22 protein-coding genes are annotated in these 23404 nt (G+C 74.6%); 4 read left to right on the forward strand and 18 right to left on the reverse strand.

The genetic code is table 11. The features are described from left to right. Positions 1-57: 57 nt before the first annotated feature. The 3 genes from ACFYWG_RS25070 to ACFYWG_RS25080 all read right to left on the reverse strand — a co-directional run bounded on the left by ACFYWG_RS25070 (position 58) and on the right by ACFYWG_RS25080 (position 3231). The gene (locus ACFYWG_RS25070; RefSeq protein WP_389203694.1) at positions 58-2052 is read right to left on the reverse strand and encodes a serine/threonine-protein kinase; all 1995 of its coding nucleotides are present in this window, start codon (positions 2050-2052) and stop codon (positions 58-60) included. A gap of 79 nt (positions 2053-2131) precedes the next feature. Beyond that, on the reverse strand, positions 2132-2617 hold the full coding sequence (locus tag ACFYWG_RS25075; RefSeq protein ID WP_389203696.1) for a MarR family winged helix-turn-helix transcriptional regulator: 486 nt from the start codon (positions 2615-2617) through the stop codon (positions 2132-2134). After that, positions 2614-3231: a DJ-1/PfpI family protein gene (locus ACFYWG_RS25080; RefSeq protein ID WP_389203698.1), complete on the reverse strand. Its 618-nt coding sequence runs from the start codon at positions 3229-3231 to the stop codon at positions 2614-2616. Before ACFYWG_RS25080 ends, ACFYWG_RS25075 begins: the two co-directional genes overlap by 4 nt. Before the next feature lie 160 nt (positions 3232-3391). On the opposite strand from ACFYWG_RS25080, the gene ACFYWG_RS25085 reads away from it, so the two are divergent. The 3 genes from ACFYWG_RS25085 to ACFYWG_RS25095 all read left to right on the forward strand — a co-directional run bounded on the left by ACFYWG_RS25085 (position 3392) and on the right by ACFYWG_RS25095 (position 6338). After that, positions 3392-4801: an aspartate aminotransferase family protein gene (locus ACFYWG_RS25085; protein WP_389203700.1), complete on the forward strand. Its 1410-nt coding sequence runs from the start codon at positions 3392-3394 to the stop codon at positions 4799-4801. Positions 4802-4864: 63 nt separating this feature from the next. Next, positions 4865-5566 (forward strand): GntR family transcriptional regulator, encoded by a 702-nt coding sequence (locus ACFYWG_RS25090; protein ID WP_383500065.1) that lies wholly within the window; start codon positions 4865-4867, stop codon positions 5564-5566. 121 nt (positions 5567-5687) lie between these two features. After that, positions 5688-6338, forward strand: a complete 651-nt coding sequence (locus tag ACFYWG_RS25095) for a hypothetical protein (RefSeq protein WP_376326737.1) — start codon at positions 5688-5690, stop codon at positions 6336-6338. A gap of 7 nt (positions 6339-6345) precedes the next feature. Here ACFYWG_RS25095 and ACFYWG_RS25100 read toward each other — a convergent pair whose 3' ends face one another. Both ACFYWG_RS25100 and ACFYWG_RS25105 read right to left on the reverse strand, forming a co-directional pair. Further along, positions 6346-6639 (reverse strand): hypothetical protein, encoded by a 294-nt coding sequence (locus tag ACFYWG_RS25100; RefSeq protein WP_385411978.1) that lies wholly within the window; start codon positions 6637-6639, stop codon positions 6346-6348. 136 nt (positions 6640-6775) lie between these two features. After that, entirely contained in the window at positions 6776-8059 is a 1284-nt protein-coding gene (locus ACFYWG_RS25105; protein WP_376326734.1) for an adenylosuccinate synthase, read from the reverse strand. Positions 8060-8243: 184 nt separating this feature from the next. Between ACFYWG_RS25105 and ACFYWG_RS25110 the strand changes: the two genes are divergently transcribed. After that, on the forward strand, positions 8244-9128 hold the full coding sequence (locus tag ACFYWG_RS25110; protein WP_389203703.1) for a diacylglycerol kinase: 885 nt from the start codon (positions 8244-8246) through the stop codon (positions 9126-9128). Positions 9129-9181: 53 nt separating this feature from the next. On the opposite strand, the gene ACFYWG_RS25115 is transcribed toward ACFYWG_RS25110, so the two are convergent. The 13 genes from ACFYWG_RS25115 to fbaA all read right to left on the reverse strand — a co-directional run bounded on the left by ACFYWG_RS25115 (position 9182) and on the right by fbaA (position 23314). After that, positions 9182-10402, reverse strand: a complete 1221-nt coding sequence (locus ACFYWG_RS25115) for a cytochrome P450 (protein WP_389203705.1) — start codon at positions 10400-10402, stop codon at positions 9182-9184. Between the two features lie 77 nt (positions 10403-10479). Next, positions 10480-11145, reverse strand: coding sequence for a response regulator (locus tag ACFYWG_RS25120; RefSeq protein WP_369196656.1), 666 nt, complete (start codon positions 11143-11145; stop codon positions 10480-10482). Continuing rightward, on the reverse strand, positions 11142-12476 hold the full coding sequence (locus ACFYWG_RS25125; protein ID WP_389203708.1) for a sensor histidine kinase: 1335 nt from the start codon (positions 12474-12476) through the stop codon (positions 11142-11144). The genes ACFYWG_RS25120 and ACFYWG_RS25125 overlap by 4 nt, the downstream gene beginning before the upstream one ends. Positions 12477-12573: 97 nt before the next feature. Then, a complete protein-coding gene (locus tag ACFYWG_RS25130) occupies positions 12574-13257 on the reverse strand; it encodes a response regulator (protein WP_389203710.1) in 684 nt (227 codons plus the stop codon). Then, on the reverse strand, positions 13254-14627 hold the full coding sequence (locus ACFYWG_RS25135) for a sensor histidine kinase (RefSeq protein ID WP_389203712.1): 1374 nt from the start codon (positions 14625-14627) through the stop codon (positions 13254-13256). The genes ACFYWG_RS25130 and ACFYWG_RS25135 overlap by 4 nt, the downstream gene beginning before the upstream one ends. Next, a complete protein-coding gene (locus ACFYWG_RS25140; protein WP_385411961.1) occupies positions 14620-15828 on the reverse strand; it encodes an acyltransferase in 1209 nt (402 codons plus the stop codon). The genes ACFYWG_RS25135 and ACFYWG_RS25140 overlap by 8 nt, the downstream gene beginning before the upstream one ends. Beyond that, a complete protein-coding gene (locus tag ACFYWG_RS25145) occupies positions 15821-16807 on the reverse strand; it encodes an alpha/beta hydrolase (protein WP_389203714.1) in 987 nt (328 codons plus the stop codon). Before ACFYWG_RS25145 ends, ACFYWG_RS25140 begins: the two co-directional genes overlap by 8 nt. A gap of 175 nt (positions 16808-16982) precedes the next feature. Further along, on the reverse strand, positions 16983-17849 hold the full coding sequence (locus ACFYWG_RS25150; RefSeq protein ID WP_376326727.1) for an alpha/beta hydrolase: 867 nt from the start codon (positions 17847-17849) through the stop codon (positions 16983-16985). Between the two features lie 188 nt (positions 17850-18037). Next, the gene (gene kynU, locus ACFYWG_RS25155; protein WP_383500014.1) at positions 18038-19222 is read right to left on the reverse strand and encodes a kynureninase; all 1185 of its coding nucleotides are present in this window, start codon (positions 19220-19222) and stop codon (positions 18038-18040) included. Further along, entirely contained in the window at positions 19215-20045 is an 831-nt protein-coding gene (locus ACFYWG_RS25160) for a tryptophan 2,3-dioxygenase family protein (protein WP_383500011.1), read from the reverse strand. Before ACFYWG_RS25160 ends, kynU begins: the two co-directional genes overlap by 8 nt. 153 nt (positions 20046-20198) lie before the next feature. After that, complete coding sequence (locus ACFYWG_RS25165) at positions 20199-20612, reverse strand: DUF3151 domain-containing protein (protein ID WP_376326722.1); 414 nt, start codon at positions 20610-20612, stop codon at positions 20199-20201. Positions 20613-20727: 115 nt separating this feature from the next. Next, a complete protein-coding gene (locus ACFYWG_RS25170; RefSeq protein ID WP_389203718.1) occupies positions 20728-22224 on the reverse strand; it encodes an MFS transporter in 1497 nt (498 codons plus the stop codon). Between the two features lie 67 nt (positions 22225-22291). Then, a complete protein-coding gene (fbaA, locus tag ACFYWG_RS25175; protein ID WP_383500005.1) occupies positions 22292-23314 on the reverse strand; it encodes a class II fructose-bisphosphate aldolase in 1023 nt (340 codons plus the stop codon). Positions 23315-23404 lie beyond the last annotated feature (90 nt).

The following is a 23404-nucleotide window of genomic DNA, read 5'->3' on the forward strand; positions in this document are numbered from 1 at the left end:
TCACGTCGGCCGGAGTTCGCCGGACGTTCAGCAGCCGTGCCCGGGACGGGAGTCCGGCTACTGCCTGGTGTAGGTCAGGCGTTCCCCGCTGCTCGTGTTGCGGCGCTCCAGCGTGCCGTTCGGCAGGAGGGTCACCTCGGTGGCGGCGCCCGGGGTGCAGGCGCTGCGCGGCTGCCCGACGGTCACCGTCGACGGGCCGATCCGCAGCGTGCCGCCCGCCCCGGGAGCCGTGACCAGTTCGCCCTCGAACACGCAGTGGTAGGAGCCGCCGCCCCGGGTGGGCCCGTCGGCCACGAGGGAGAGCACCGTGTCGCCCGGCTCGCCCTGCCGGAGGGTGAGCGAACGGCTGTGCTGCCCGTCGGCGTTGTCGATGGTCGTGGTCCAGGTGCCGAGGTACCCGGACGGGATCGTGCCCTCCTGTGCGGAGGCGGAGACGTCCGGCTGCGTGGTCGTCGGCCCGGGGCCCGGGGTGGTCGGGGGTGCGCCGGTGCTGCGGGTGGGGCTCGGGTCGCCGCCGGACGTGTCGTGGTCGCCGCCCTGCATCAGGGCGTACACCGACCCGCCCGCGGCGAGCGCGACGACCAGGGCGATCACGACGAGCAGCGCGGTGGACCGGCCGTCCCGGCGCTGTTCGGGCTGCGGCGGGCCGTAGGGCGGGGTGCCGCCGTACGGGGGCGGACCGTACGGCGGGGTCGAGCCGAGCCCGCCGTGGCCGGAGTGCGCGGGGGCGCCGGGCTGCGGGTGCTGCTGGGGGTAGCCGTACGCGGGGTACGGCGGTGGAGGCGTGTGCGCCTGCTGATGCGCCGGGGCGCCCGCGCCGGGGGCCTGTCCGGGCGGCGGTGCCGTGCCCGGCCCGGCGACCAGGGTCGGCAGATGGTTCACGTGCGGCCCGTCGCCGGGCCGGCCCGGCGGGGGCGGCACGGCGGCCGGGGGCAGCGCGGGGGCCGCAGGCAGGCCGGGCCGGGCCGTTTCGTCGGCCGCGGCGGCGTGCTCGGGGGACGGGCCGGGCGCCGGGCGCCCGCCGGCGGCGGGCACGGCGCGGCCGGGGCGTTCGTCGGGGTCCGGGCCGCCCGGCGTGCCCTGCCCCCCGGCCGGCGGGCCGCCGGCGGGCGCCCTTGCCGCCGTGTCCGACTCCGGGTTCTCCGCGTCCAGCAACCGCACCGCGTGGCGGCCCAGCTGGGCCACCAGCGCGCTCGGCAGCCAGGGGTCGAGGGCGCGGCCGTCGGCGACGGTGTCGTCGGCGCCGGTGCGCTCCAGGACGTGGTCCAGGGTGGGCCGGGCGGCGGGGTCCTTGCGCAGGCAGTCGCGGACCAGGTCGGCGATGCCCTCCGGGACGCCCTCCAGGTCGGGCTCCTCCTGGGCGATGCGGAACATCAGGGCGTGGACGCCGCTGTTGGCGCTGCCGAAGGGCAGGGCGCCGGTCGCGGCGTAGGCGAGGACGGAGCCGAGGCAGAAGACGTCGCACGCCGGGGTGATGCGGTCGCCCCGCACCTGCTCGGGCGCCATGAACCCGGGCGACCCGACGAGCGCGCCGGTGCGGGTGAGCCCGCCGTCCGTGACGGTCTCCAGGGCGCGGGCGATGCCGAAGTCGATGACGCGCGGGCCGTCGATGGTCACCAGCACGTTGGACGGCTTGAGGTCGCGGTGGACGATGCCGGCGGCGTGGATGTCCTTGAGCGCGTGCGCGAGCCCGGCCGCGAGGATGCGCACCGACCGCTCGGGCAGGGCCCCGTGGTCGTGCCCGACGACCTGCTGCAGGCTCGGCCCGGCGACGTACCCGGTGGCGACCCACGGCACCGGGGCCTCGGTGTCCGCGTCCAGCACCGGCGCGGTCCAGTACCCGCCGACGCGCCGCGCGGAGCGCACCTCCTGGCGGAACCGCTCGCGGAACTCCTCCTGCGCGGCGAGTTCCTCGCGCACGAGCTTCACGGCGACGGTCCGGCCCCGCTCCGAGCGGGCCAGGTAGACGTGCCCCATCCCTCCCGCACCGAGCCGCGCGAGCAGCCGGTAGGCGCCGATGCGCGGCAGGTCCCCGGGCCCCAGCTTCTCCATCGCTCAGCCGCCTTCCCCCCACACGTGAGCAACGGATCGAGAATAGTGCGGGCCCGGGCCGGGGCGGCCCGGGCGATCTCTACGGTTCCGTAACAGGCGCACCGGCCCCGGCGCCGGGCTCGGGCGGCCCCACCTGGTCGAGCACCTCCGACAGCCGCTCCAGCAGCGCCACCGCCCGGGCCAGTTCCGCCTCCCCGAACGCCTCGGCCAGCCGGTCGGCGAAGCCCGCGTGCCCCGGGTCGATCCGGGCGACGGCCGCCCGGCCCTCCCCGGTCGGGGCGAGCAGCTTGGCGCGGCGGTGCGCCGGGTTGGGCCGGTACTCGGCGAGGCCCCGCTCCACCAGCAGGTCGGCGACGCGCTGCACGCTCTGCCGGGTGATGCCCATGGCGCGGGCGATGCCGGAGACGGGCAGCGGCTCACCGAGGACGGCGCCGAGCACCTGCCACCAGGCGGCGGTGAGCCCGGCGGGCCGGGCCAGTTCCTCCGCGACGCCGAGGAACTGGCCGTTCAGCCGGAACACCCCGAGCGCACCGCGGCTGAGCAGGTCCTGCCGCCGACGGCTCACAGCGCCCCGGCCTTCTCCAGCACCCCGTAGGCCGCGGTGTCGGAGTCGTGGAACAGCCGGTACCAGGCGTCCAGCACCTCGCCCTCGTAGACCCCGAGCAGCCCGAGGACCTCCCGGGCGAACGCGACCGGCTCGGTCGGTCCGGCGGTGACCAGCCCGCGGTCGGTGACGGCGTCCGCCTCGACGTAGCGGCCGGCGCCCGCGTAGCCGGTCGCGGCCAGGTAGAAGGAGACGGCGCTGGTGTGGGCGCGGTCGTCGAGCAGGCCCTCGCGGGCGAGTCCGGCGGTGGCGCCGCAGATCGCCGCGACGGGCACGCCCGCGTCGAGGAAGGCCCGGGCCGTGCGCGCGAAGGGGGCCAGGTCGTCGCCGGTGTCCCAGAGGTCCGCGCCCGGCAGGATCAGCAGCGCGCTGTCCTCGGGGCGCAAGTCGGGCAGGGCCAGGCCGGGCTGGATGCGCAGTCCCCCGGTGCTGCGCACGGGGGCGGTGGCCGGTCCGACCGTGCGGATCTCCCGGCCCGCCCGGGCGAGCTGGGCCGTGGCGTGACCGGTCTCCCAGTCGGCGAGGGTGTCGTAGACGGCGAGGTGGACGGGCTTGCGGTCTGCGGTGGTGTTCACGGTTCCTCCTCGGACCAGTGCCTGATGACAGCATCCTTACATTTCGACAGTAGGCTGTCAATGCTCACCGGCGCGCCTCGACAACCTGTCGCGGAAAGCCGCCGACGGCATACAGGCCGCCGATGTCACCACCCGCTCCCCCGCGCCTACGCTCGCCCGCATGACCCCTCAGCCGAATCCCGAGGCCGGCGCCGCCGTCAAGGCCGCCGACCGCGACCACGTGTTCCACTCCTGGTCCGCGCAGGAACTCATCGACCCGCTCGCCGTCGCCGGTGCCGAGGGGTCCTGGTTCTGGGACTACGACGGCCGCCGCTACCTGGACTTCTCCAGCGGGCTCGTCTACACGAACATCGGCTACCAGCACCCCAAGGTCGTCGCCGCGATCCAGGAGCAGGCCGCGCGGATGACGACGTTCGCGCCCGCCTTCGCGGTGGAGGCGCGCTCGGAGGCGGCCCGGCTGATCGCCGAGCGGACCCCGGGCGACCTGGACAAGATCTTCTTCACCAACGGCGGCGCCGACGCCGTCGAGCACGCGATCCGGATGGCCCGGCTGCACACGGGCCGCCCCAAGGTGCTCTCCGCCTACCGCTCCTACCACGGCGGCACCCAGCAGGCCGTGAACATCACCGGCGACCCGCGCCGCTGGGCCTCCGACAGCGGCACGGCCGGCGTCGTGCACTTCTGGGCGCCCTACCTGTACCGCTCCCGCTTCTACGCCGAGACCGAGGAGCAGGAGTGCGCGCGGGCGCTGGAGCACCTGGAGACGACGATCAGCTTCGAGGGGCCCTCGACGATCGCCGCGATCATCCTGGAGACCGTCCCCGGCACGGCCGGGATCATGGTCCCGCCGCCCGGCTACCTCGCCGGGGTGCGCGAGCTGTGCGACAAGTACGGCATCGTCTTCGTCCTGGACGAGGTCATGGCGGGCTTCGGGCGGACCGGTGAGTGGTTCGCGGCGGACCTGTTCGGCGTCACGCCCGACCTGCTGACCTTCGCCAAGGGCGTGAACAGCGGGTACGTGCCGCTGGGCGGCGTGGCGATCTCCGGCGCCGTCGCGGAGACGTTCGCCCGGCGGCCCTACCCGGGCGGGCTCACGTACTCGGGGCACCCGCTGGCGTGCGCCGCCGCCGTCGCCACGATCGGCGTGATGGCCGAGGAGGGCGTCGTGGAGCACGCGGCCCGGCTGGGCGAGAGCGTGCTCGGGCCGGAGCTGCGGGCGCTGGCCGAGCGGCACCCCAGCGTGGGCGAGGTGCGCGGCGTCGGCATGTTCTGGGCGCTGGAGCTGGTGCGCGACCGCGAGACGCGGGAGCCGCTGGTGGCGTACAACGCCTCCGGTGAGGCGAACGCGCCGATGGCCGCCTTCGCCGCCGCCGCGAAGGGCGGCGGTCTGTGGCCGTTCGTGAACATGAACCGGACGCACGTCGTGCCCCCGTGCAACATCAGCGAGGCGGAGCTGAAGGAGGGGCTCGCGACGCTGGACGCGGCGCTGTCCGTCGCGGACGAATACACGGCGCAAACGGACACGAATCCGTCAGGGGACGACAACCTCGGACGCCGTTCGAACGCGTAAGGTGGCGTGCTCGTAGTCAACGACGAGCACGCCATCCGCACGCGACGAGGAGACGCCCTGACCATGCCCGGCAGCACCGGCAACGGCGCCGTGACGCGCAGCACCCTGCGCCAGCAGATCGCCGAAGCACTCCGCGACGAGGTGCTGGCCGGACGGCTCCAGCCGGGGCAGGAGTTCACGGTCAAGGAGATCGCCGAGCAGTACGGGGTGTCCGCGACACCGGTCCGCGAGGCGCTCGTCGACCTCTCCGCGCAGGGGCTGCTCGACGCCGACCAGCACCGCGGCTTCCGGGTCCACGAGTACTCGGCCGACGACTTCCGCGGCATGGTCGAGGCCCGCGGCCTGGTCATCGAGGGGATGTTCCTGGCGCTGGCCGCGGGGCGCCCCGACGCCGTGCGGCCCGACGACCCGCGGGCCGCCTCCGTCGTCGCCGGAGTCCGCAGGCGCGGCGAGGAGGCGCAGCGGGCCGCCGCCGCCGGGGACCTCACCGTCCTGATCGGGTACGACCTGCGGTTCTGGCGCGAGCTGGGCGCCTGCTTCGGCAACCCCCACCTCACCGACTTCCTGAACCGGCTGCGCGTGCAGACCTGGGTGTGCGCGGTGCAGCACCTGCGCCGGCTGCCCGATCTGCGCGGCGCGCTGTGGGCCGGGCACACCGAGCTGGTCGACGCGCTGATCGCGGGCGACCACGACACCGCCCGCGAGATCATCGCCGCCTGCGACGCGCACGCGCTCGCGCTGATCGAGCGGCTCACCGCCCGGTGACCGGCGTCGAGGCGGTCCGTATGGGTATGGGACATGCACGGCGGGAGCCGTGACCGCGCCGCACCGCTACCCTTCTTGACCACCGTGCTACCCGACGACCGTGCTGAGCGAGGAGCCTTCTTTGGCCTGTGACCTGTGGCTGGTACCGCTCGTCGACGTGTTGTGCCACACGCCGGACAACCCGTTCGCCGAGGAACTCGCGCAATACAACAAGGTGCTCGCCGAGGCCGGGCTGCCGCCGGTGCCGGTGTACCAGTACATGCCGGGCCTGTCCGGCGAGGTCGCCCCGGTCGCGGGCTTCGACTACGACGCGCTGCACTTCCTGCGCCGCGCCTACCTGCTCCAGGTGTGCGGGCTGCCGGTGACGCCCGTGGACGAACTGGGCGGCGACTACGAGCAGTTGCTGGAGATGTTCGAGTCGACGGCCCAGCAGTCGCACCTGGTGTGGCACTACGACCACGCGGGCGCCTACGTCCCGGTCGACTTCCCGAGCCCGCTCGCCGACGACGACCTCCTCGCGGGCGGCGGCCCGCTGGGCTCCTCGCACGCGCTGCTGCGGGAGCTGGAGGTGGTCGCCCCGGCGATCGGCATCGACCCGGCCAACCCGCCGGCCGCTCCCCAGCCGCCGCTCGCGCCGACGGAGCTGGAGGAGCCCGCCGTCCCGGCGCCCCACGACCCGAGCCCCTTCGCCCGGGAGCGGCACGTCTGGCTCGGTCTGCACGCGGCCGCGACCCGCAGCCTCGCCCAGGGCTCGATGATCGTCTTCAGCTGAGCCGCGCTCAGCGCCCCAGCTGGGACAGGCCCTTCTGCACGTCCTCCATGTTCATCACGGGCGTGTAGGTGATCTCCGCGCCGAGATCCAGGAAGAAGGGCTCGCTCAGCACCGGCATCTGCGCACTCTCCTGCATGTCGAAGACCAGGTAGGCGGTGCGCTTGCCGTGATCGGTGGTGAAGTAGGCCGCTTCGGGCCTGATCAGCTCCATGGACTCCTGGATCAGCTTCCCCAGGGTGCCGTTGCGGATGGCCTCGTTGGCCTTCTCCGTGTCCATGCAGGCCTTGAGCAGAACGCGCATCGCACTCACCTTCTCCTGTGTCGACGCACGCGGGATGTGGCCTCCAGCCTATGCCCGATGCCCGCGGGTCACCCGGCGGGAGAGAACGCCGGCCGCCCCCCTGGGCAGGGGGAGCGGCCGGCGGACGCGGAGCGGATCAGAGGAACGAGTTGATCTCGATCGTCTCGTCGCGGCCCGGGCCCACGCCGATCGCGGAGATCGGCGCGCCGGACATCTCCTCCAGCGCCTTCACGTACGCCTGCGCGTTCTTCGGCAGGTCGCCGAAGGACTTGGCCTTGCTGATGTCCTCGCTCCAGCCCGGCAGCATCTCGTAGACCGGCTTGGCGTGGTGGAAGTCGGTCTGCGAGTAGGGCAGTTCCTCGACGCGCCTGCCGTCGATCTCGTAGGCCACGCAGACCGGGATCTGCTCCCAGCCGGTGAGGACGTCGAGCTTGGTGAGGAAGAAGTCCGTCAGGCCGTTCACGCGGGTCGCGTAGCGGGCGATGACCGCGTCGAACCAGCCGCAGCGGCGGTCGCGGCCGGTGGTGACACCGCGCTCACCGCCGATGCGCCGCAGCGCCTCGCCGTCCTCGTCGAACAGCTCGGTCGGGAAGGGGCCGGCGCCGACGCGGGTGGTGTACGCCTTGAGGATGCCGATGACCCGGCTGATCTTCGTCGGGCCGACGCCGGCACCCGTGCAGGCACCGCCCGCGGTCGGGTTCGACGAGGTGACGAAGGGGTACGTGCCGTGGTCGATGTCGAGCAGGGTGCCCTGCCCGCCCTCGAACAGCACGACCTTGTCCTCGTCCAGCGCCTGGTTGAGGACCAGCACGGTGTCGGCGACGTAGGGCGCGAGCTTGTCGGCGTAGCCCAGCAGCTCCTCGACCACCTGCTCCACGGCGATGGCCCGCCGGTTGTAGAGCTTGGTGAGCATCTGGTTCTTGACGTCGAGGGCCGCCTCGACCTTCTGCGTCAGGATCGACTCGTCGTACAGGTCCTGGACCCGGATGCCGACGCGGTTGATCTTGTCGGCGTAGGTCGGGCCGATACCGCGTCCGGTGGTGCCGATCTTCCGCTTGCCGAGGAAGCGCTCGGTCACCTTGTCCACCGTCACGTTGTACGGCGTGATGATGTGCGCGTTACCGCTGATCAGGAGCTTGGACGTGTCGACGCCTCGCTCGTTCAGCCCGTTCAGCTCGGAGAACAGGACCGACGGGTCGACGACGACGCCGTTGCCGATGACCGGCGTGCAGCCGGGGGACAGGATTCCGGAAGGGAGGAGGTGGAGGGCATACTTCTGGTCGCCCACGACCACCGTGTGGCCTGCGTTGTTACCGCCCTGGTAACGCACCACATAGTCCACCGAGCCACCGAGCAGGTCGGTGGCCTTTCCCTTGCCTTCGTCACCCCACTGAGCACCGAGCAGCACAAGTGCGGGCACGCGCGTACACCCCTTCCGGGCGGGGCATGTCCATGGTCGAGGGCGTACGCGGAGGTCTCCGCCGCGTGCACCGCGACCACCGTTGGCCGCCAACCGTCGGACCGGATGCCCCGGAATAGACGAAGCCCCTGGCGCAATAGCGCAAGGGGCTCTTGCACAAAGATGCTACCCGAGGAAGCGAGGCATGGCCGAGGTGGCGACATCCACGACGTCCGAGCAGCTGCTGGTGGTGGTCGACCCGGTCGCCCGAAGGTCGGACGGCGAGTCCGTGCGGATCGCGAAGGACGTGCTCGGCGCGGGTGCCGCCATGAAGCTGTGCCTGCCGGACGGCCCGGAGGAGTTCGCCCGGGCGCTGGCCCGGCGCGGTGCCCGGCGCCCGGTGGTGGTGGGCGACGACCGGGCCCTGCTGCGGGCGGTGTCGGTGCTGCACCGGCAGCGTGAGCTGGCGGCGTGCGGGCTGTCGCTGGTGCCGGTCGGCGACGCGCTGTCCCTGGCCCGGTCCCTGGGGGTGCCGACCGGGACGGTGGCGGCGGCCCGGGCGGTCCTCGACGGGGTCGAGCGGCGGATGGACCTGATGGTCGACGACAGCGACGGGGTGGTGCTGGGCGCGCTGCGCATACCGCCGCTGTCGCCCCCGCCCGGCGGGGAGGGCGTGCGGGAACCGGTGGCCGACGCGGAGGACGCCGCGGGGCGGCCGTGGCTGCGGACCTGCCAGTCGCTGGTGCGCACCCTGGTCCCGGCGTCCCGCCCCTCCCGGCCCGTGTCCCCGCCGGAGCCCGGGCCGTCCCGGCTGCGGGTCGAGGTGGACGGGGAGACCCTCGTGGACCTGAACCAGCCGGTGGAGGCGGTGTCGGTGGCCCCGTCCGCCTCGGGCGTCGCGTCGGTGGAGGTCCGGCCGGTGTCGGTGGGCGCGGAGGCGTCACCGCTGCTGGCCGAGGGCCGCACGGTGACGGTGTCCGGGGCGCACTTCCGCTACCGGGCGGACACCCAGGTGTCGGGCCCGGTGCGCACCCGCACCTGGGTGGTCCGCGAGGGAGCGTGGAGCCTGACGGTCCCGTCGGGGGCGTGAGGCGCGGGGCGGCCGGGGCCCGCCGGCGGCGCCTTCCGCTCCCCCGCGGCGGCTCACCCCACCTCGACGGCCAGTCCCTCCAGTCCCCTGATCACGAAGTTCGGCTTGCGGGCCGGCTCCTGCGCCAGGCGCAGGGTGGGCGTCCGCTCCAGCAGGGCCTGCATCGACGCGGCCAGTTCGATGCGGGCCAGCGGGGCGCCGATGCAGTAGTGGATGCCGGCGCTGAAGGAGATGTGCGGGTTGTCCCGGCGGCCCAGGTCGAGCGCCGAGGGGTGGTCGAAGACCGCCGGGTCGTGGTTCGCGGAGCCGAACAGCATGGCGATCTCGGTACCGCGCGGGATCGTCGTGCCGGCGATCTCGATGTCGTCCAGGACCCAGCGCTCGAAGAGCTGGAGCGGGGTGTCGTAGCGCATCAGCTCCTCGACCGCGCTGGGGACGAGCGAGTGGTCGGCGCGCAGCCGCCGCAGCTCGGCGGGGTTGCGGAACAGGGCGTACCAGCCGTTGACCGTGGCGTTGACGGTGGCCTCGTGGCCCGCGTTCAGCAGCAGCACGCAGGTGGAGATCATCTCCTGCTCGGTGAGGCGGTCCCCCTCGTCGTGGGCGGCGATGAGACCCGAGACGAGGTCGTCCCCGCGTTCCTTGCGGCGCGCGGCGATGAGTTCCCGCAGGTACGCGGAGAACTCCACCGACGCGCGGACCGCCCTGGCCGCCGTCTCCTCGGACGGGTTCAGCTCGTACATGCCGCAGATGTCCGCCGACCAGGGCCGCAGCGGGGCACGGTCGGACTCCGGGATGCCGAGCATCTCGGCGATGACGGCGACGGGCAGGGGCTCGGCGACGTCCGTCAGCAGGTCGCCGCCGCCCGCGTCGGCCAGGGCGGAGACCAGCTCGCCGGCCAGGGCCCGCACGTACGGCTTGAGGCGCTCGACCGTGCGCGGGGTGAACGCCTTCGACACCAGGCGGCGGATCCGGGTGTGGTCCGGCGGCTCCAGGTCGAGCATGCCGTGGTCGTTGAGGGTGTGGAACGGCTCGTGCTCCGCCGGGGGCGCGCTGCGGCCGAACTCCTCGTGCGTGAAGCGGTGCTGGTAGGTCCGGCCCAGGCGCCGGTCGCGCAGCAGGGCCGAGACGTCCGCGTGGTGCGGGACCAGCCACTGGTTCGTGGGCTCGAACCAGTGCACGCGGCCGGCGGCCCGCAGCTCGGCGAGGGCGGGGTAGGGGTCGGCCAGGAACGCCGGGTCCCACGGGTCGAACCCGGTGTCGGAGACAGCTGCCATGGACGGACGCTAGCCCGCCGCACCCCACTCTGACCAGGGGCGCCACCGGCCTGCCGCCCCGCCGCCCCGGCCGGCCGTCAGCCCGGGGTGACCAGCCGGGCCTCGTAGGCGAACACCGCCGCTTGGGTGCGGTCGCGCAGGCCCAGCTTCACCAGGATCCGGCTGACGTGCGTCTTGATCGTCGACTCGGCGACTACCAGCCGCCCGGCGATCTCCGCGTTCGACAGGCCCTGCGCGATGAGGACCAGCACCTCCGTCTCCCGCTCGGTGAGGTCCCCGTACGCGGCCTGCGCGGAGGGCATCAGGCGCGGGGTCTCGGAGAGCTTGGAGAACTCGGTGATCAGGCGCCGGGTCACCGAGGGCGCCAGCAGGGCCTCGCCGGAGGCCACCACGCGGACGCCGTCGGCGAGCTGGCGGGCCGAGGCGTCCTTGAGCAGGAAGCCGGAGGCACCCGCGCGCAGCGCCTGGTACACGTACTCGTCGAGGTCGAAGGTGGTGAGCACCAGCACCTTCGCGGCGCTGTCCGCCGCGACGATCTCGCGGGTCGCCTCGATGCCGTTCAGCTCGGGCATGCGGATGTCCATCAGCACGACGTCCGGGGCGAGTTCGCGGACCTTGGCGACGGCCTCCCGGCCGTTGACCGCCTCGCCGACGACCTCCATGTCCGGCATCGCGTTCAGCAGCACCGAGAAGCCCTCGCGGACCATCATCTGGTCGTCCGCGATCAGGACGCGGATCGTCATGCCTCGTCCCCGTCCGGCAGGGCGACCGGCAGGAACACCGCCACCTCGTACCCGCCGTCGTCCGTGCGGCCCGCCGTCATCTCGCCGTTCAGCATCGTCACCCGCTCGCGCATGCCCGTGATGCCGTGCCCGGCGCCCGGCGAGGGCTTGATGAGGCCCGGCTCGGGCGGCGGGCCGTTGACCACGCGCAGCCCCAGGCCGCCGAGCACGTACCCGATCTCCACCCGGGCGGTCGAGCCGGGGGCGTGGCGCAGGGTGTTGCTCAGGGCCTCCTGCACGATCCGGTACGCCGACAGCTCCACGCCCTGCGGCAGCTCCCGCACCGCGCCCGTCACCGCCTTGTCCACGGGGAGTCCGGCCTCGCGCACGTTGGCCAGCAGCGCGTCCAGGTCGGCGAGCGTCGGCTGCGGGGCGTCGGGGGCCTCGTAGTCCTCGGCGCGCACGACGCCCAGGACCCGGCGCAGCTCGGTCAGGGCCGCCACCGCGTTCTCCCGGATGGTGGCGAACGCCTTCTCCAGCTCGGGCGGCGGGTTCTCCACCCGGTAGGGGGCGGCCTCGGCCTGGATGGCGACCACCGACATGTGGTGGGCCACCACGTCGTGCAGCTCGCGGGCGATCGTGGTGCGCTCCTCCAGCAGCGTGCGCCTCGACCGCTCGTGCGCGGTGACCGTCTGCTGGGCGGTGACCTCCTGCGCCGCCTCCTTGCGGGTGTGCCACACGGTCACGCACAGCAGGATCAGGGCCGACAGGATCAGCATGGGCGCCGAGTTGGTGCCGTACATGTGGCTCGGGCCCACACCGGCGTCCGCGATCAGCGCGTACAGCGCGGTCAGCGCCCACATCCACCCGGCGGTGCGGGGCCGGGTGCGTATCGCCACGACCGTCAGGACCGTCAGGTGGCACAGGAAGCTGCCGGCCTGCCAGGGCCAGTCGCTCCAGGTGCCGCCGAGCGTGCCGGTGACGGGTGTGGCGGCCATGGAGAGCCAGAACGCCCCCACCGGCCGGACCATGGTGGCCAGCACCGGCAGCGCGGTCAGCAGGGCGATGAACAGCACGGAGCCGTCGGCGGTCCCGAGCATCAGGCTGAACAGGGCCGCGGTGACGATCAGCGCGTGCGGGGTCCAGGTCGCGTACTCCCGCAGCCGTCGCGGCAGGCGCCGTACGAAGCGGCCGTCCGGGCTCCTGCGGGGCAGCGGCCGGTAGGCGAAGGCGTCGTGGAAGAGGTCCTGCCGCAGTCCGCGCAGGGAGTCCACGGCCACCCGGTACTCCGGGCTGCGCGAGGGCGTCCCGTCCCCCGGCGGCGTGGGGTGCAGGTGAGTCGTCTCGGTCACGTACGGAACGGTAGGCCCACCGGGGGGTCGCGGTCGTCCCCAGTGAGAGGGGTCACCGGGGGTCCCTCTCAGGTACTACGCGCCCGCCCCGGTCCCCTCAGCAGCCCGACGGCCGCACCAGCCCCGACTCGTAGGCGAACACCGCCGCCTGCGTCCGGTCCCGCAGGCCGAGCTTCACCAGGATGCGTCCCACGTGCGTCTTCACGGTCTGCTCGGCGACGAACAGGTGCCGGGCGATCTCCGCGTTCGACAGGCCCCGCGCGATCAGGGCGAGCACCTCGGTCTCCCGCTCGGTCAGCTCCCCGACGCGGTCCTTGAGCGGGGCGCGGGGACGGTCGTCGAGCCGGGCGAACTCGGCGATCAGCTTGCGCGTGACGACCGGCGCGAGCAGGGCCTCCCCGCCCGCCACCACCCGGACCGCCTCGGCGAGCTGCTCGGAGGAGGCGTCCTTCAGCAGGAACCCGGAGGCCCCGGCGCGCAGCGCCTCGTAGACGTACTCGTCGAGGTCGAAGGTGGTGAGGACCAGCACCCGCACCCCGGGGTGCTCGGCCGTGATGCGCGCGGTGGCCTCGATGCCGCCGACACCCGGCATGCGGATGTCCATGAGGACGACGTCCGGGGAGGTCTCGGCGGTACGGGTGACGGCCTCGGCGCCGTCGCACGCGTCGCCGACGACCTCGATGTCGGGCTGGGTGCCGAGCAGCACGGTGAAGCCCTGCCGGACCATCGCCTGGTCGTCGGCGATGAGGACCCGGATGGGGTCGCCGGTGCGGCTCGTCATGATCGCGCCTTTCTGGGGTCGGGGGTGCGGCCGGTGCCCGGGGTGCCGGCGGGCGGGGTGCCGGGGAGGAACGCGGTGACCTCGAACCCGCCCCCCGGCCGGCGGTGCGCGGTCATGGTGCCGCCGAGCATGGCGACGCGCTCGCGCATGCCGAGCAGGCCGTGGCCCGCCCCGGTGGACGGCGGCGCGGGCGCGGCCGGGCGGTCGTTGACGACCTCCACGCGCAGACCGTCGGGCCGGTGGTCCAGGCGGACGGTGATGGCGGCGCCCGGCGCGTGCCGCAGGGCGTTGCTGAGGGCCTCCTGCACGATCCGGTAGGCCGACAGCTCCACGCCCTGCGGCAGCGGGCGCCGCTCACCGGTGATCTCGGTGGCGACCTCGCGGCCGGCGGCCCGTGTGTTCTCCACCAGCGCGTCGAGCCGGTCGAGGGTGGGCTGCGGGGCGTGCGGGGCGGCCTCCTCGCCGGGGCCGGCCGGCGGGTCCCCGGGCCCGGGGTGCTCCGAGCGCAGCACGCCCAGCACCCGCCGCAGCTCGGTCAGGGCGTCCAGCGCGTTCTGCCGGATGCCCGCGAGGTTCTCCTTCAGCTCCTCGGGCGGGTCCTGCACGAGGTGCGGGGCGACCTGCGCCTGGATGGAGATGACCGACATGTGGTGGGCCACCACGTCGTGCAGTTCCCGGGCGATGCGGCTGCGCTCCTCCAGCAGGGTGCGCCGGGTGCGCTCCTCGGCGGTGAGCGTGGTCTGCTGCACGAGCTGGGCGCGGGCCACGCGGCGACCGCGCAGGGCCGTGCCGACGATGACGACGATGCAGGCCAGGGAGAGCAGGAGCGCGCCGGTCTCGTCGTGCTCCATCCCGGCCGCGGCGCTCTCGGCGAGCCAGGTCAGCAGCGCGGTCACCGCCAGGGCCGCCACCGCCGCGCGGGTGGGCACCCGCAGCGCCAGCAGCAGCAGCACGAGCAGTTCGGCGACGATCGCCGCCGCGGTCCAGGGCCAGGCGTAGGTCTCGAGGCCGGTCCCCGCCCGGATCCGCACCGCGGCGGCGTACAGCACGAACACGCCCAGAGACAGCCACCACGCCGGGACCGGCCGCCACAGGCCGAGGACGACGGCCCCACCCTGCCCGACGGCGACCAGCAGGGCCGGCCCGAAGGCCAGCTGCCTGCTCTGGAGGTCGTGCGCGGAGGCGATCGTGACGCCGAACGCGGCCAGGCACAGCAGGCCGTGCGGCAGCCAGCGCAACCAGGTGGAGGGCGGCAGCGGATCGGGGCGCAGCGTCCACAGGTCCGCGCGCAGCGCCCGCAGCCAGCCGTCGACGCGTGCCCGCAGCGCGCGGCCCACCCCCATGTCCGTCACACGGCTCAGCCTAGACATGGCGGGCCCGTGCCGCCGCACCCCGGTCGGCGGGCCGGTGCGCGCGCACCACCCGTGCCGTCCCGCCCGGCCCGCCGCCCCGTTCGAAGGACCGGAACGCGGCCAGGCACAGGGCGAGGGCCAGGGCGAACACCGGCAGCCACAGCAGCCGGGCCGCGACCCAGGCGGGGCCGTCGGGCACGGTGTGCAGCCCGGGGAGGCGGCCCGCGAGCAGGCCGGTGGCGGTGGTGGCCATGAGGGCCGTCTGGTGCCACAGGAAGACGGTCATCGCCGACAGGTTGACCAGCGCCACGGCCGCCCAGGCCAGGGGCCGGCGCAGGGCGCGGCGCAGCGGCCCGCGCAGCAGCAGGGCGAGGCCGCACTGGGCCAGGCCGAAGGTGACCGCCGCCAGGGTCGGCGGGTCCAGGTTGGACACCTCCTGCCCGGGGACGCCGACCATCGACGCGGGGTAGCCCGCGAGGGCGACCAGGGCCGCGGTCGTCACCGCCCCGCCGGTGAGGAGGACCCAGCCGGCGCGGCGGCCCTCCAGCTCGCCCCGGGTCCAGGCCGCGCCGAGCGTGTAGGGCACGGCCCAGCCCGCCGCCACGTTCGCCCAGCCCAGCCAGGAGGGACCGCCCGTGCCGAAGCGCAGCAGGTCCACGTGGAGCACGACGGCCAGCGGCCACAGCGGGGAGATCCGGGCCAGCAGCGGGGTCGCCGCGGTCAGGCCCGCGAACACCACCAGGAACCACAGCGGGGACAGGGCGAGCTTCACCAGCGTGCGGACGGTCCCGAACTCGGCGCCCGACAGCAGCAGGGCGAGGGCGGCGGCCGTCCACAGGATCAGGACGGCGGCCACGGGCGTGAACAGCCGGGCCAGCCGCGCCCCCAGCCACCGGCGGTACGGCACCCCGCGGTCCCGGGCCGAGGCGTGGCCGCGGGTGGCGACGTGCCCGCCGACCAGGAAGAACACGGCGAGGGTCTGGAAGACCCAGGAGACGGGCGCCAGGGCGGGCGCGTACCGCAGCGGGCTCGCGGTCCGCAGGGTGCCGCCGTCCGACACCAGCGCCGTGACCAGCCAGTGCCCGAGGACCACCCCCAGGACGGCGGCCGCGCGCAGGCCGTCCACGGCCCGGTCCCGGCCCGCGGGCGTGGCCGCGCCGATCCGGGCGGCGCCCGCGTGCAGGGCCCGCCCGCTCCTTCCTGCCCGGACGTCAGCCACGGGTCACCGCCTCGGTCTCGCCCAGGACGATCCGGGCCAGGTTGGCCAGGGAGGCCGTCGCGGGCCTGAAGTAGTCGCTGTGGCCGCCGTCGCCCGCCGCGAAGACCCGGGCGCCGAACTGCGGTGAGACGGGGTCGGTGCCGAAGCCCACGGTGGTCCCGAACAGGCCGGCGTCGAGGTGCGGGACGTGCTCCACCCAGTCGTCGCCGCCGCGCGCCGCCCAGATCCGGGCCCGGCTGCGCAGGGCGGCGGCGCTGTCCGCGCCGGTGCCGGGGCTGCCGACGAGCGCGATGTCGTCCACCGGCAGGCCGGGCGCGGCCCGCCCGCACACGACCGAGCCGTAGGAGTGGCACAGCAGGGCGACGCGGGCCGCGCCGCCCGTCACGGCGCGCAGGTCCGCGACGAGGGCGCGCAGCCGCGGGGCCGCCTGCTCCGCCCTGCCGGTCGTGGCGACCGCCGTGCTGACCGTGCCGGGCGTCTCGTAGCCCAGCCAGGCCACCACCGCCGTGCGCGGGCCGCCCGCCCGGGCCCGCGCGGCGAGCTGCCCGTGGAGTGCGGTGGCGGCGGCGCGGAAGCGGCCGTAGGTGTCCAGGCCCGTGTCGGACCCGGGGACCAGGACGGCGACGCGCTCGGCGCGGCGGAGGTCGCCCAGGACCTCGGTCACCCGGCCGGGGCCGCGGCCGTCGAACGCCAGGAGCCGGCGGGCCGGGGCCGCCAGGGCCCGGTCGGCGGCGGCCCGGTGCCGGGCGTGGTGCGCGGCGGCCGTACGGGCCGCCTGGGCGGCGTTGGCGCGGTTGGCCGCGTACACCACGTCGAGCGTCGCCGCGCCGAGCGGCGGGAGGGCCGCGGGCGGCGGGGCGGGGACCCGGGGACGGCCGGCCCCGGACAGGGGGACCACCACCGCGGCCGCGACCAGCGCCGCGAGCGCGGCCCGCCGCCATCGGCCGGCCCGGCGGCGGTACCCCTGTGCGCGTCCCACGGTCGCTCCCCCTCCTGCGCGCCCGGCGGTCGGGCGTGCCTGGAAGGGAAGGTACGGACGCGGCGGTCTCGTCCGCGTCCCGCCGCGGAACTCACCTGCGGGGTAGCTCTCAGGTATGACGGGGAGGACCGGGACCGGCCGGGGAGGCTGTGCAGCCGTCCGCCGACTGCCGTGCTCACCAGGCCAGTTGGGCGATCTCCTCGACCACCACCGCGCAGGCGTCGGCCGCCGGGTCGATCAGCGGGAAGTGCCCCACGTCCTCCAGCAGCGTCACCCCGACCATCTCGCCGGCCTTCGCCGCCGCGTCCGCGTACGACTCGGCGACCGCCTGCGGCACGTCCAGATCCGCGCGGCCCTGCACGACGGTGGTGGCGATGCCGGTGGGCAGCAGCAGCGCCGGGTCCGCGTGCGGCTGCCGCTCCGCGAAGTGCTCGACTCCGCCCAGGAGTTGGCGTACGGCCCCGTCGCACACGCCGAGCTCGTCGGCGACGGCGAGGTCCGCGATCGGGGCGAGGGCGACCACCCCGCGCAGCGCCGCCGGGGCGCCGCTGCGCCAGGGCGAACCGGCCGGCAGGACGTGCCGGGCCGCGCCCCACAGGGCCAGGTGCCCGCCCGCCGAGTGGCCGGTGAGGACGGTACGGCGCGGATCGGCCTGCGGCAGCTTCTCCCGCACCAGGGCGGGCAGGGCGTCCAGCGCGGCGGCCACGTCGTCGAGGGTGTCGGGCCAGCGGCCCGCGACGGAGGCGTCGGCGGTGCCGCGCCGGTACTCGACACTGGCCACGGCGAACCCGTGCCGGGCGAGGAAGGCGGCGAACGGGCTGACGTGGCGCCGGTCGTAGGGCGCCCGCCAGGCACCGCCGTGCAGCACCACCACGACCGGGGCGGGACCGCCCGGGCCGCCCTCACCGCGCGGGGCGAAGAAGTCGATCACCTGGTCGGGGTGGCCGCCGTAGGCCGCGGTGGCGTCGGGGTCGACGGGCGCGTGGGAGAGAGCCGACTTCTCCTCGGCGGCGGCCCGTGCGGCCGCGACGTCGTCCGTCATGCTCCACCCTTCCAGCGATGAGCCGTCGACGGCGGAACCGGTCGAGCCGGTCGCGCCGTTGGCCGGGACGGTACCAGGCGCGTGACATGCGCGAACACGGGGATGTCACGCTCGGTGAGGACCGGAAGGAGAGGCCCGCGGCGGGCGGTGGGGCCGGGTCCGCGCGGTGCGGTCCCCGGCCCCGCGGCTCACGCCAGTGTCCCGGCCAGCACGCCCGCCGCCCGCTCCACCTCGGCGAAGCCCACGTACAGCGGGGTGAAGCCGAAGCGCAGCACGTCCGGCGGCCGGAAGTCGCCGACCACACCCCGCTCGATCAGGGCCTTCATCACATCCCCGGCGTCGGGGCAGCGCAGCGCGATCTGGCTGCCGCGCTCCGCGTGGGCCAGGGGGGTCAGGCACTCGACCCGCCCCTCGGGCACGTACTCCGCGACGCATTCGAGGAAGAAGTCCGTCAGGGCGAGGGACTTGGCCCGCACCGCGTCGACGGACACCCCGTCCCACACCTCCAGGGCCGCCTCCAGGGCGAGCATGGAGAGGATGTCCGGCGTGCCGACCCGGCCGCGCAGGGCACCGGCCGCCGGTTCGTAGCCCGAGCGCATCCCGAACGGCTCGGCGTGCGAGTTCCAGCCGGGCAGCGGCGAGTCGAAGCGGTCCTGCAACCCGGCGCGCACGTACAGGAAGGCCGGTGAACCCGGCCCGCCGTTCAGGTACTTGTAGGTGCAGCCGACCGCGAGGTCCACCCCGTGCCCGTCCAGCTCCACGGGCAGCGCGCCCGCCGTGTGGCACAGGTCCCACACCGCGATCGCCCCGGCCGCGTGCACGGCGGCCGTCAGCGCCGGCAGGTCGTGCAGCCGGCCGGTGCGGTAGTCCGCGTGGTTGAGCAGGACCGCCGCCGTCCGCCCGCCCAGCGCGCCCGGCACCTCGGCGGGCGCCACCGGCCGCAGGGTGCAGCCGGTCATCCGCGCGGCGGACTCGGCGATGTACCCGTCGGTGGGGAAGGTCGTGGCGTCCACGACGATCTCGTCCCGGCCCTCACCGGCCAGGCGCACCGCGCCCACCAGCGCCTTGAACACGTTGACGCTGGTCGAGTCGCCCACCACGATCTGCCCCGGCGCGGCCCCGACCAGCGGGGCGATCCGGTCGCCGATCCGCTCGGGCGCCGTCCACCAGCCGCTCTCCTCCCAGGACCGGATGCGCAGGGCGCCCCACTGACGGCGGACCACGTCCTCGACCCGGCCGGGCACCACGGCCGGCAGCGCGCCCAGGGAGTTGCCGTCGAGGTAGACGACGTCGTCCAGCACGAACGCGGCCCGCTTGTGCGCCAGTTCGTCGGCGGCGTCCAGCTTCTCCGCGCGCTCCCTCAGCTCAGACATAGGACCGCGCCGTCCACAGCTCGGGGAACACGTTCTTCTGCGCGCGCTTCTCCAGCCAGGCCACCCCGGCGGAGCCGCCCGTGCCGGTCTTGGCGCCCATCGCGCGGCGGGTGGCGACCAGGTGGTCGTTGCGCCAGCGCCACACCAGCTCGGCCACGTCGCTCAACGCCTCGCCCAGGCGGGCCAGTTCGTCGCTCTCGTCACCGGAGTACACGGCCGTCCAGGCGGCCTCCACCTCCGGCGCCGGCTCGTAGCGCCGCGCGACGTCGCGCCGCAGCACCGCCTCGGGGATGTCGTACCCGCGCCGGGCGAGCAGCCGCACGACCTCGTCGTACAGGCTCGGCTCGTGCAGCGCCTTCTCCAGCTCGGCGTGCACGCGCGGGGACCCGCGGTGCGGCACGAGCATGGACGCCGACTTGTCGCCGAGCAGGAACTCCATGCGCCGGTACATCGCCGACTGGAAGCCGGAGCCCTCACCGAGGGCGCTGCGGTACGAGTTGAACTGGGCCGGCGTGAGCTGGCCGAGCGGCTTCCAGGACGCGTTGAGCGCCTCCAGCTCGCGCACCGACCTCTTCAGCGCGGCCGTGGCGGTGGGCACGTCGTCGCTCCTGAGTGCGCGGGCCGCCGTCTCCCACTCGTGGACGATGACCGTGAACCACAGCTCCATCACCTGGGTCGTCACCAGGAAGACCATCTCCCCGGGATCGTCGGAGAGGGTGTGCTGGAGGTGCGTGAGCACGTCCGCCTTGACGTAGTCCTCGTACGGCGTCGTGCCGTGGAAGTCGAGATGCGGGGTCTCGGGCTCGTGAGCCTCGTGGGACATCGCTGTCTCCTGCAGATAACTCCGGGTAGCGGTCCGCCCCTGCCGATGCCGGCACGGGGGCCCCGGTCCCCACGGGAATCCTCCGCAATCGTGCCCCGGAACCGCAAGGCCCGCCTCCTGAGAGACGGGCCTCATGCCGGCGCGGGGCGGCGGTCAGCCCAGGACCTGGGCCGCCGTGGGCGAGGAGTCCTTCAGGAACTGCGAGCAGCGCTCGTACTCCTCCGTCTCGCCGATCGCCTGCGCGGCGCGGGCGAGGGCGTGCAGGGCGCGCAGGAAGCCGCGGTTCGGCTCGTGCTCCCACGGCACCGGGCCGTGGCCCTTCCAGCCGTTGCGGCGCAGGGAGTCCAGACCGCGGTGGTAGCCCGTCCGGGCGTACGCGTACGACTCCACGGCCGCGCCCCGCTCGAACGCCTCGTCGGCGAGCTGCGCCCAGGCGAGCGAGGAGGTGGGGTGCGCGGCGGCGACCTCGGCGGGCGCGGCGCCCGACGCGAGCATCTCGCGCGGCCCGGGGTCGTCGGGCAGGTGGGTCGGGGGCGGGCCCCCGAGCAGGTTCTCGTGAATGGACATGCCTCAAGTCTGCGGCATCGCCGCCCCCGCTCCCGTCCGCTCCCCCGGCACCGCCCGCGGATGCCCGAGCCCCTTCCGCGCGCACGGCCCGCCCGCGCACCGCACCGGCCTCTTCCTACCCCAGCCTCTTCCGGCTCGGTTCGCCCTCCAGGGGCGGGGCCGTCAGGCCGCCCTGCCGCAGGCACTCCGGCCGCCTGCAGTCCGGCGGCGGTCTGCGCACCACCGCGGCCGCCACCGCCGCACCCGCCACCAGCGCCCCCGCGCACCACCCCATGGCCCGTCCGAAGGCCGCGTCGAAGGCCGCCGGCTCCCGGTACGCCTCCTCGCCCATCCCCGTCAGCAGCGGCAGCGCCGCCACCGCGACCAGCCCCGCCGCACGGGCCGCCGCGTTGTTGACGCCGGACGCCAGCCCGGCCCGGGCCACGCTCACCGAGCCGAGCACCGCCGCCGTCAGCGGTGCCACCAGCGTCACCATCCCCAGCCCGAGCACCAGCAGCGCGGGCAGCACGTCGAGCGCGTAGGACGCGCCCGGCCCGGCCCGCAGCATCAGCAGCATCCCGGCCGCGCACAGCAGCGGCCCCACCGTCAGCGGGATCCGCGGCCCGATGCGGTCGGCCAGCTCCCCGGAGCGTGCGGACAGCAGCAGCATCAGCGCGGTCGTGGGCAGCAGCGCCGCACCCGCGGCGAGGGCCGAGTAGCCCACGACGACCTGGAGCTGGAGCGCGGCGAGGAAGAAGAAGCCGCCGAGGGCCGCGTACACGCACAGTGTCACCAGGTTGACGGCCGTGAACTGCCGGGAGGCGAAGATGTCCGGCGGCAGCATCGGGTCGGGCCGGCGCCGCTCGGTCAGGACGAACGCGACGGCCGCGGCCAGCCCGGCCGCCCCGGACACCGCCACCACCGCGCCGCCCTCCGGGGCCTTGATCAGGGCGTACGTGACCAGCGCGAGCGCCAGCGCCCCGAGCACCGCCCCCGCCACGTCGAACCCCCCGTGCGCCCGCCCTCCTGCGGCGCCCTCCGGCCCGGCGGGGCCGCCGCCCGACTCGGGGACGTGCCGCAGGGCCACCGGCACGCACACCAGCGCCACCGGCACGTTCAGCAGGAACACCCACCGCCAGCCCGGACCGTCCACCAGCCAGCCCCCGACGAACGGCCCGACGGCCGCGCCGACCCCTCCGAACCCGGACCACAGCCCCACGGCCCGCCCCCGGTCGTCGGGATGGAAGGACGCCTGGATCAGCGCCAGCGACCCGGGCGTCAGGAGCGCGCCGCCCACCCCTTGCAGGGCCCGGGCGGCGATCAGGACCCCCGCGTTCGGCGCGATCCCGCACAGCAGCGACGCCGCCGCGAACCACACCACGCCGACGACGAACACCTTGCGCCGCCCGAACCGGTCCCCGAGCGCCCCGCCCAGCAGGATCAGCCCGGCGAGCGTGACCATGTACGCGTTGACGGTCCACTGCAGGACGGCCAGGTCCGCGTCGAGGTCGCTGCCGATGCGCGGCAGGGCGACGTTGACGACGGTCGAGTCCAGCATCGCCATGCCGGAGCCGAGGACGGTGGTGAGCAGGACCCACTTGCCCTGCGGGGAGGACAGCCGGACGTCGGGCATAAGGGGAGCATACGGAAGAGCCCGGCACCCGAGGGGGTGCCGGGCTCGACGCGAGCGGGACCGGGAACTACTTGATCTTCGTGCCGGTCGAGCGCAGGTTGCCGCAGGCCTCGACCACGCGGGCGGCCATGGACGCCTCGGCCAGCTTGCCCCAGGTGCGCGGGTCGTAGGTCTTCTTGTTGCCGACCTCGCCGTCGACCTTCAGGACGCCGTCGTAGTTGCGGAACATGTGGTCCGCGACCGGGCGCGTGAAGGCGTACTGGGTGTCCGTGTCGATGTTCATCTTCACGACGCCGTTCTCCAGCGCGGTGCGGATCTCCTCCTCCGTGGAGCCGGAGCCGCCGTGGAAGACGAAGTCGAACGGGGAGCTCTTGCCGAACTTGGCGGCGACGCCCTCGTTCAGCTCCTTCAGCAGCTCGGGGCGCAGCACGACGTTGCCCGGCTTGTACACGCCGTGCACGTTGCCGAAGGACGCGGCGAGCAGGTAGCGGCCCTTCTCGCCCAGGCCCAGGGCCTCGGCGGTGCGGATCGCGTCGTCGACCGTGGTGTACAGGGAGTCGTTGATCTCGTGGGAGACGCCGTCCTCCTCGCCACCGGTCGGGGTGATCTCGACCTCGAGGATGATCTTCGCGGCGCGGGCCTGCTCCAGCAGCTCCTGCGCGATCGCGAGGTTGTCGGCGAGGGTCTCGGCGGAACCGTCCCACATGTGCGACTGGAACAGCGGGGTCAGACCGGCGTCGACGCGCTTCTTCGACAGGGCCAGCAGCGGGCGCACGTACCCGTCGAGCTTGTCCTTCGGGCAGTGGTCGGTGTGCAGCGCGATGTTCACCGGGTACTTCTCGGCGACGATGTGCGCGAACTCGGCCAGCGCGACGGCGCCGGTGACCATGTCCTTGCTGTACTGGCCGCCAAGGAACTCGGCGCCACCCGTGGAGATCTGGACGATGCCGTCGCTCTCCGCCTCAGCGAAACCGCGCAGGGCCGCGTGCAGGGTCTGGGTGGAGGTCACGTTGATGGCCGGGTAGGCGAACTTTCCTGCCTTCGCCCGGTCCAGCATCTCGTTGTAGACCTCGGGAGTTGCGATGGGCATGCGTCCGCTCCTTGTATCTGCGGGTTGACGTACTGCGGTGTCTGCGGCCCTGACCTAGACCTTGGGGTGCGACGTCATTGTCGGGCCCAT

The organism is Streptomyces sp. NPDC003456 (genome assembly GCF_042878735.1).
GTDB lineage: Bacteria > Actinomycetota > Actinomycetes > Streptomycetales > Streptomycetaceae > Streptomyces.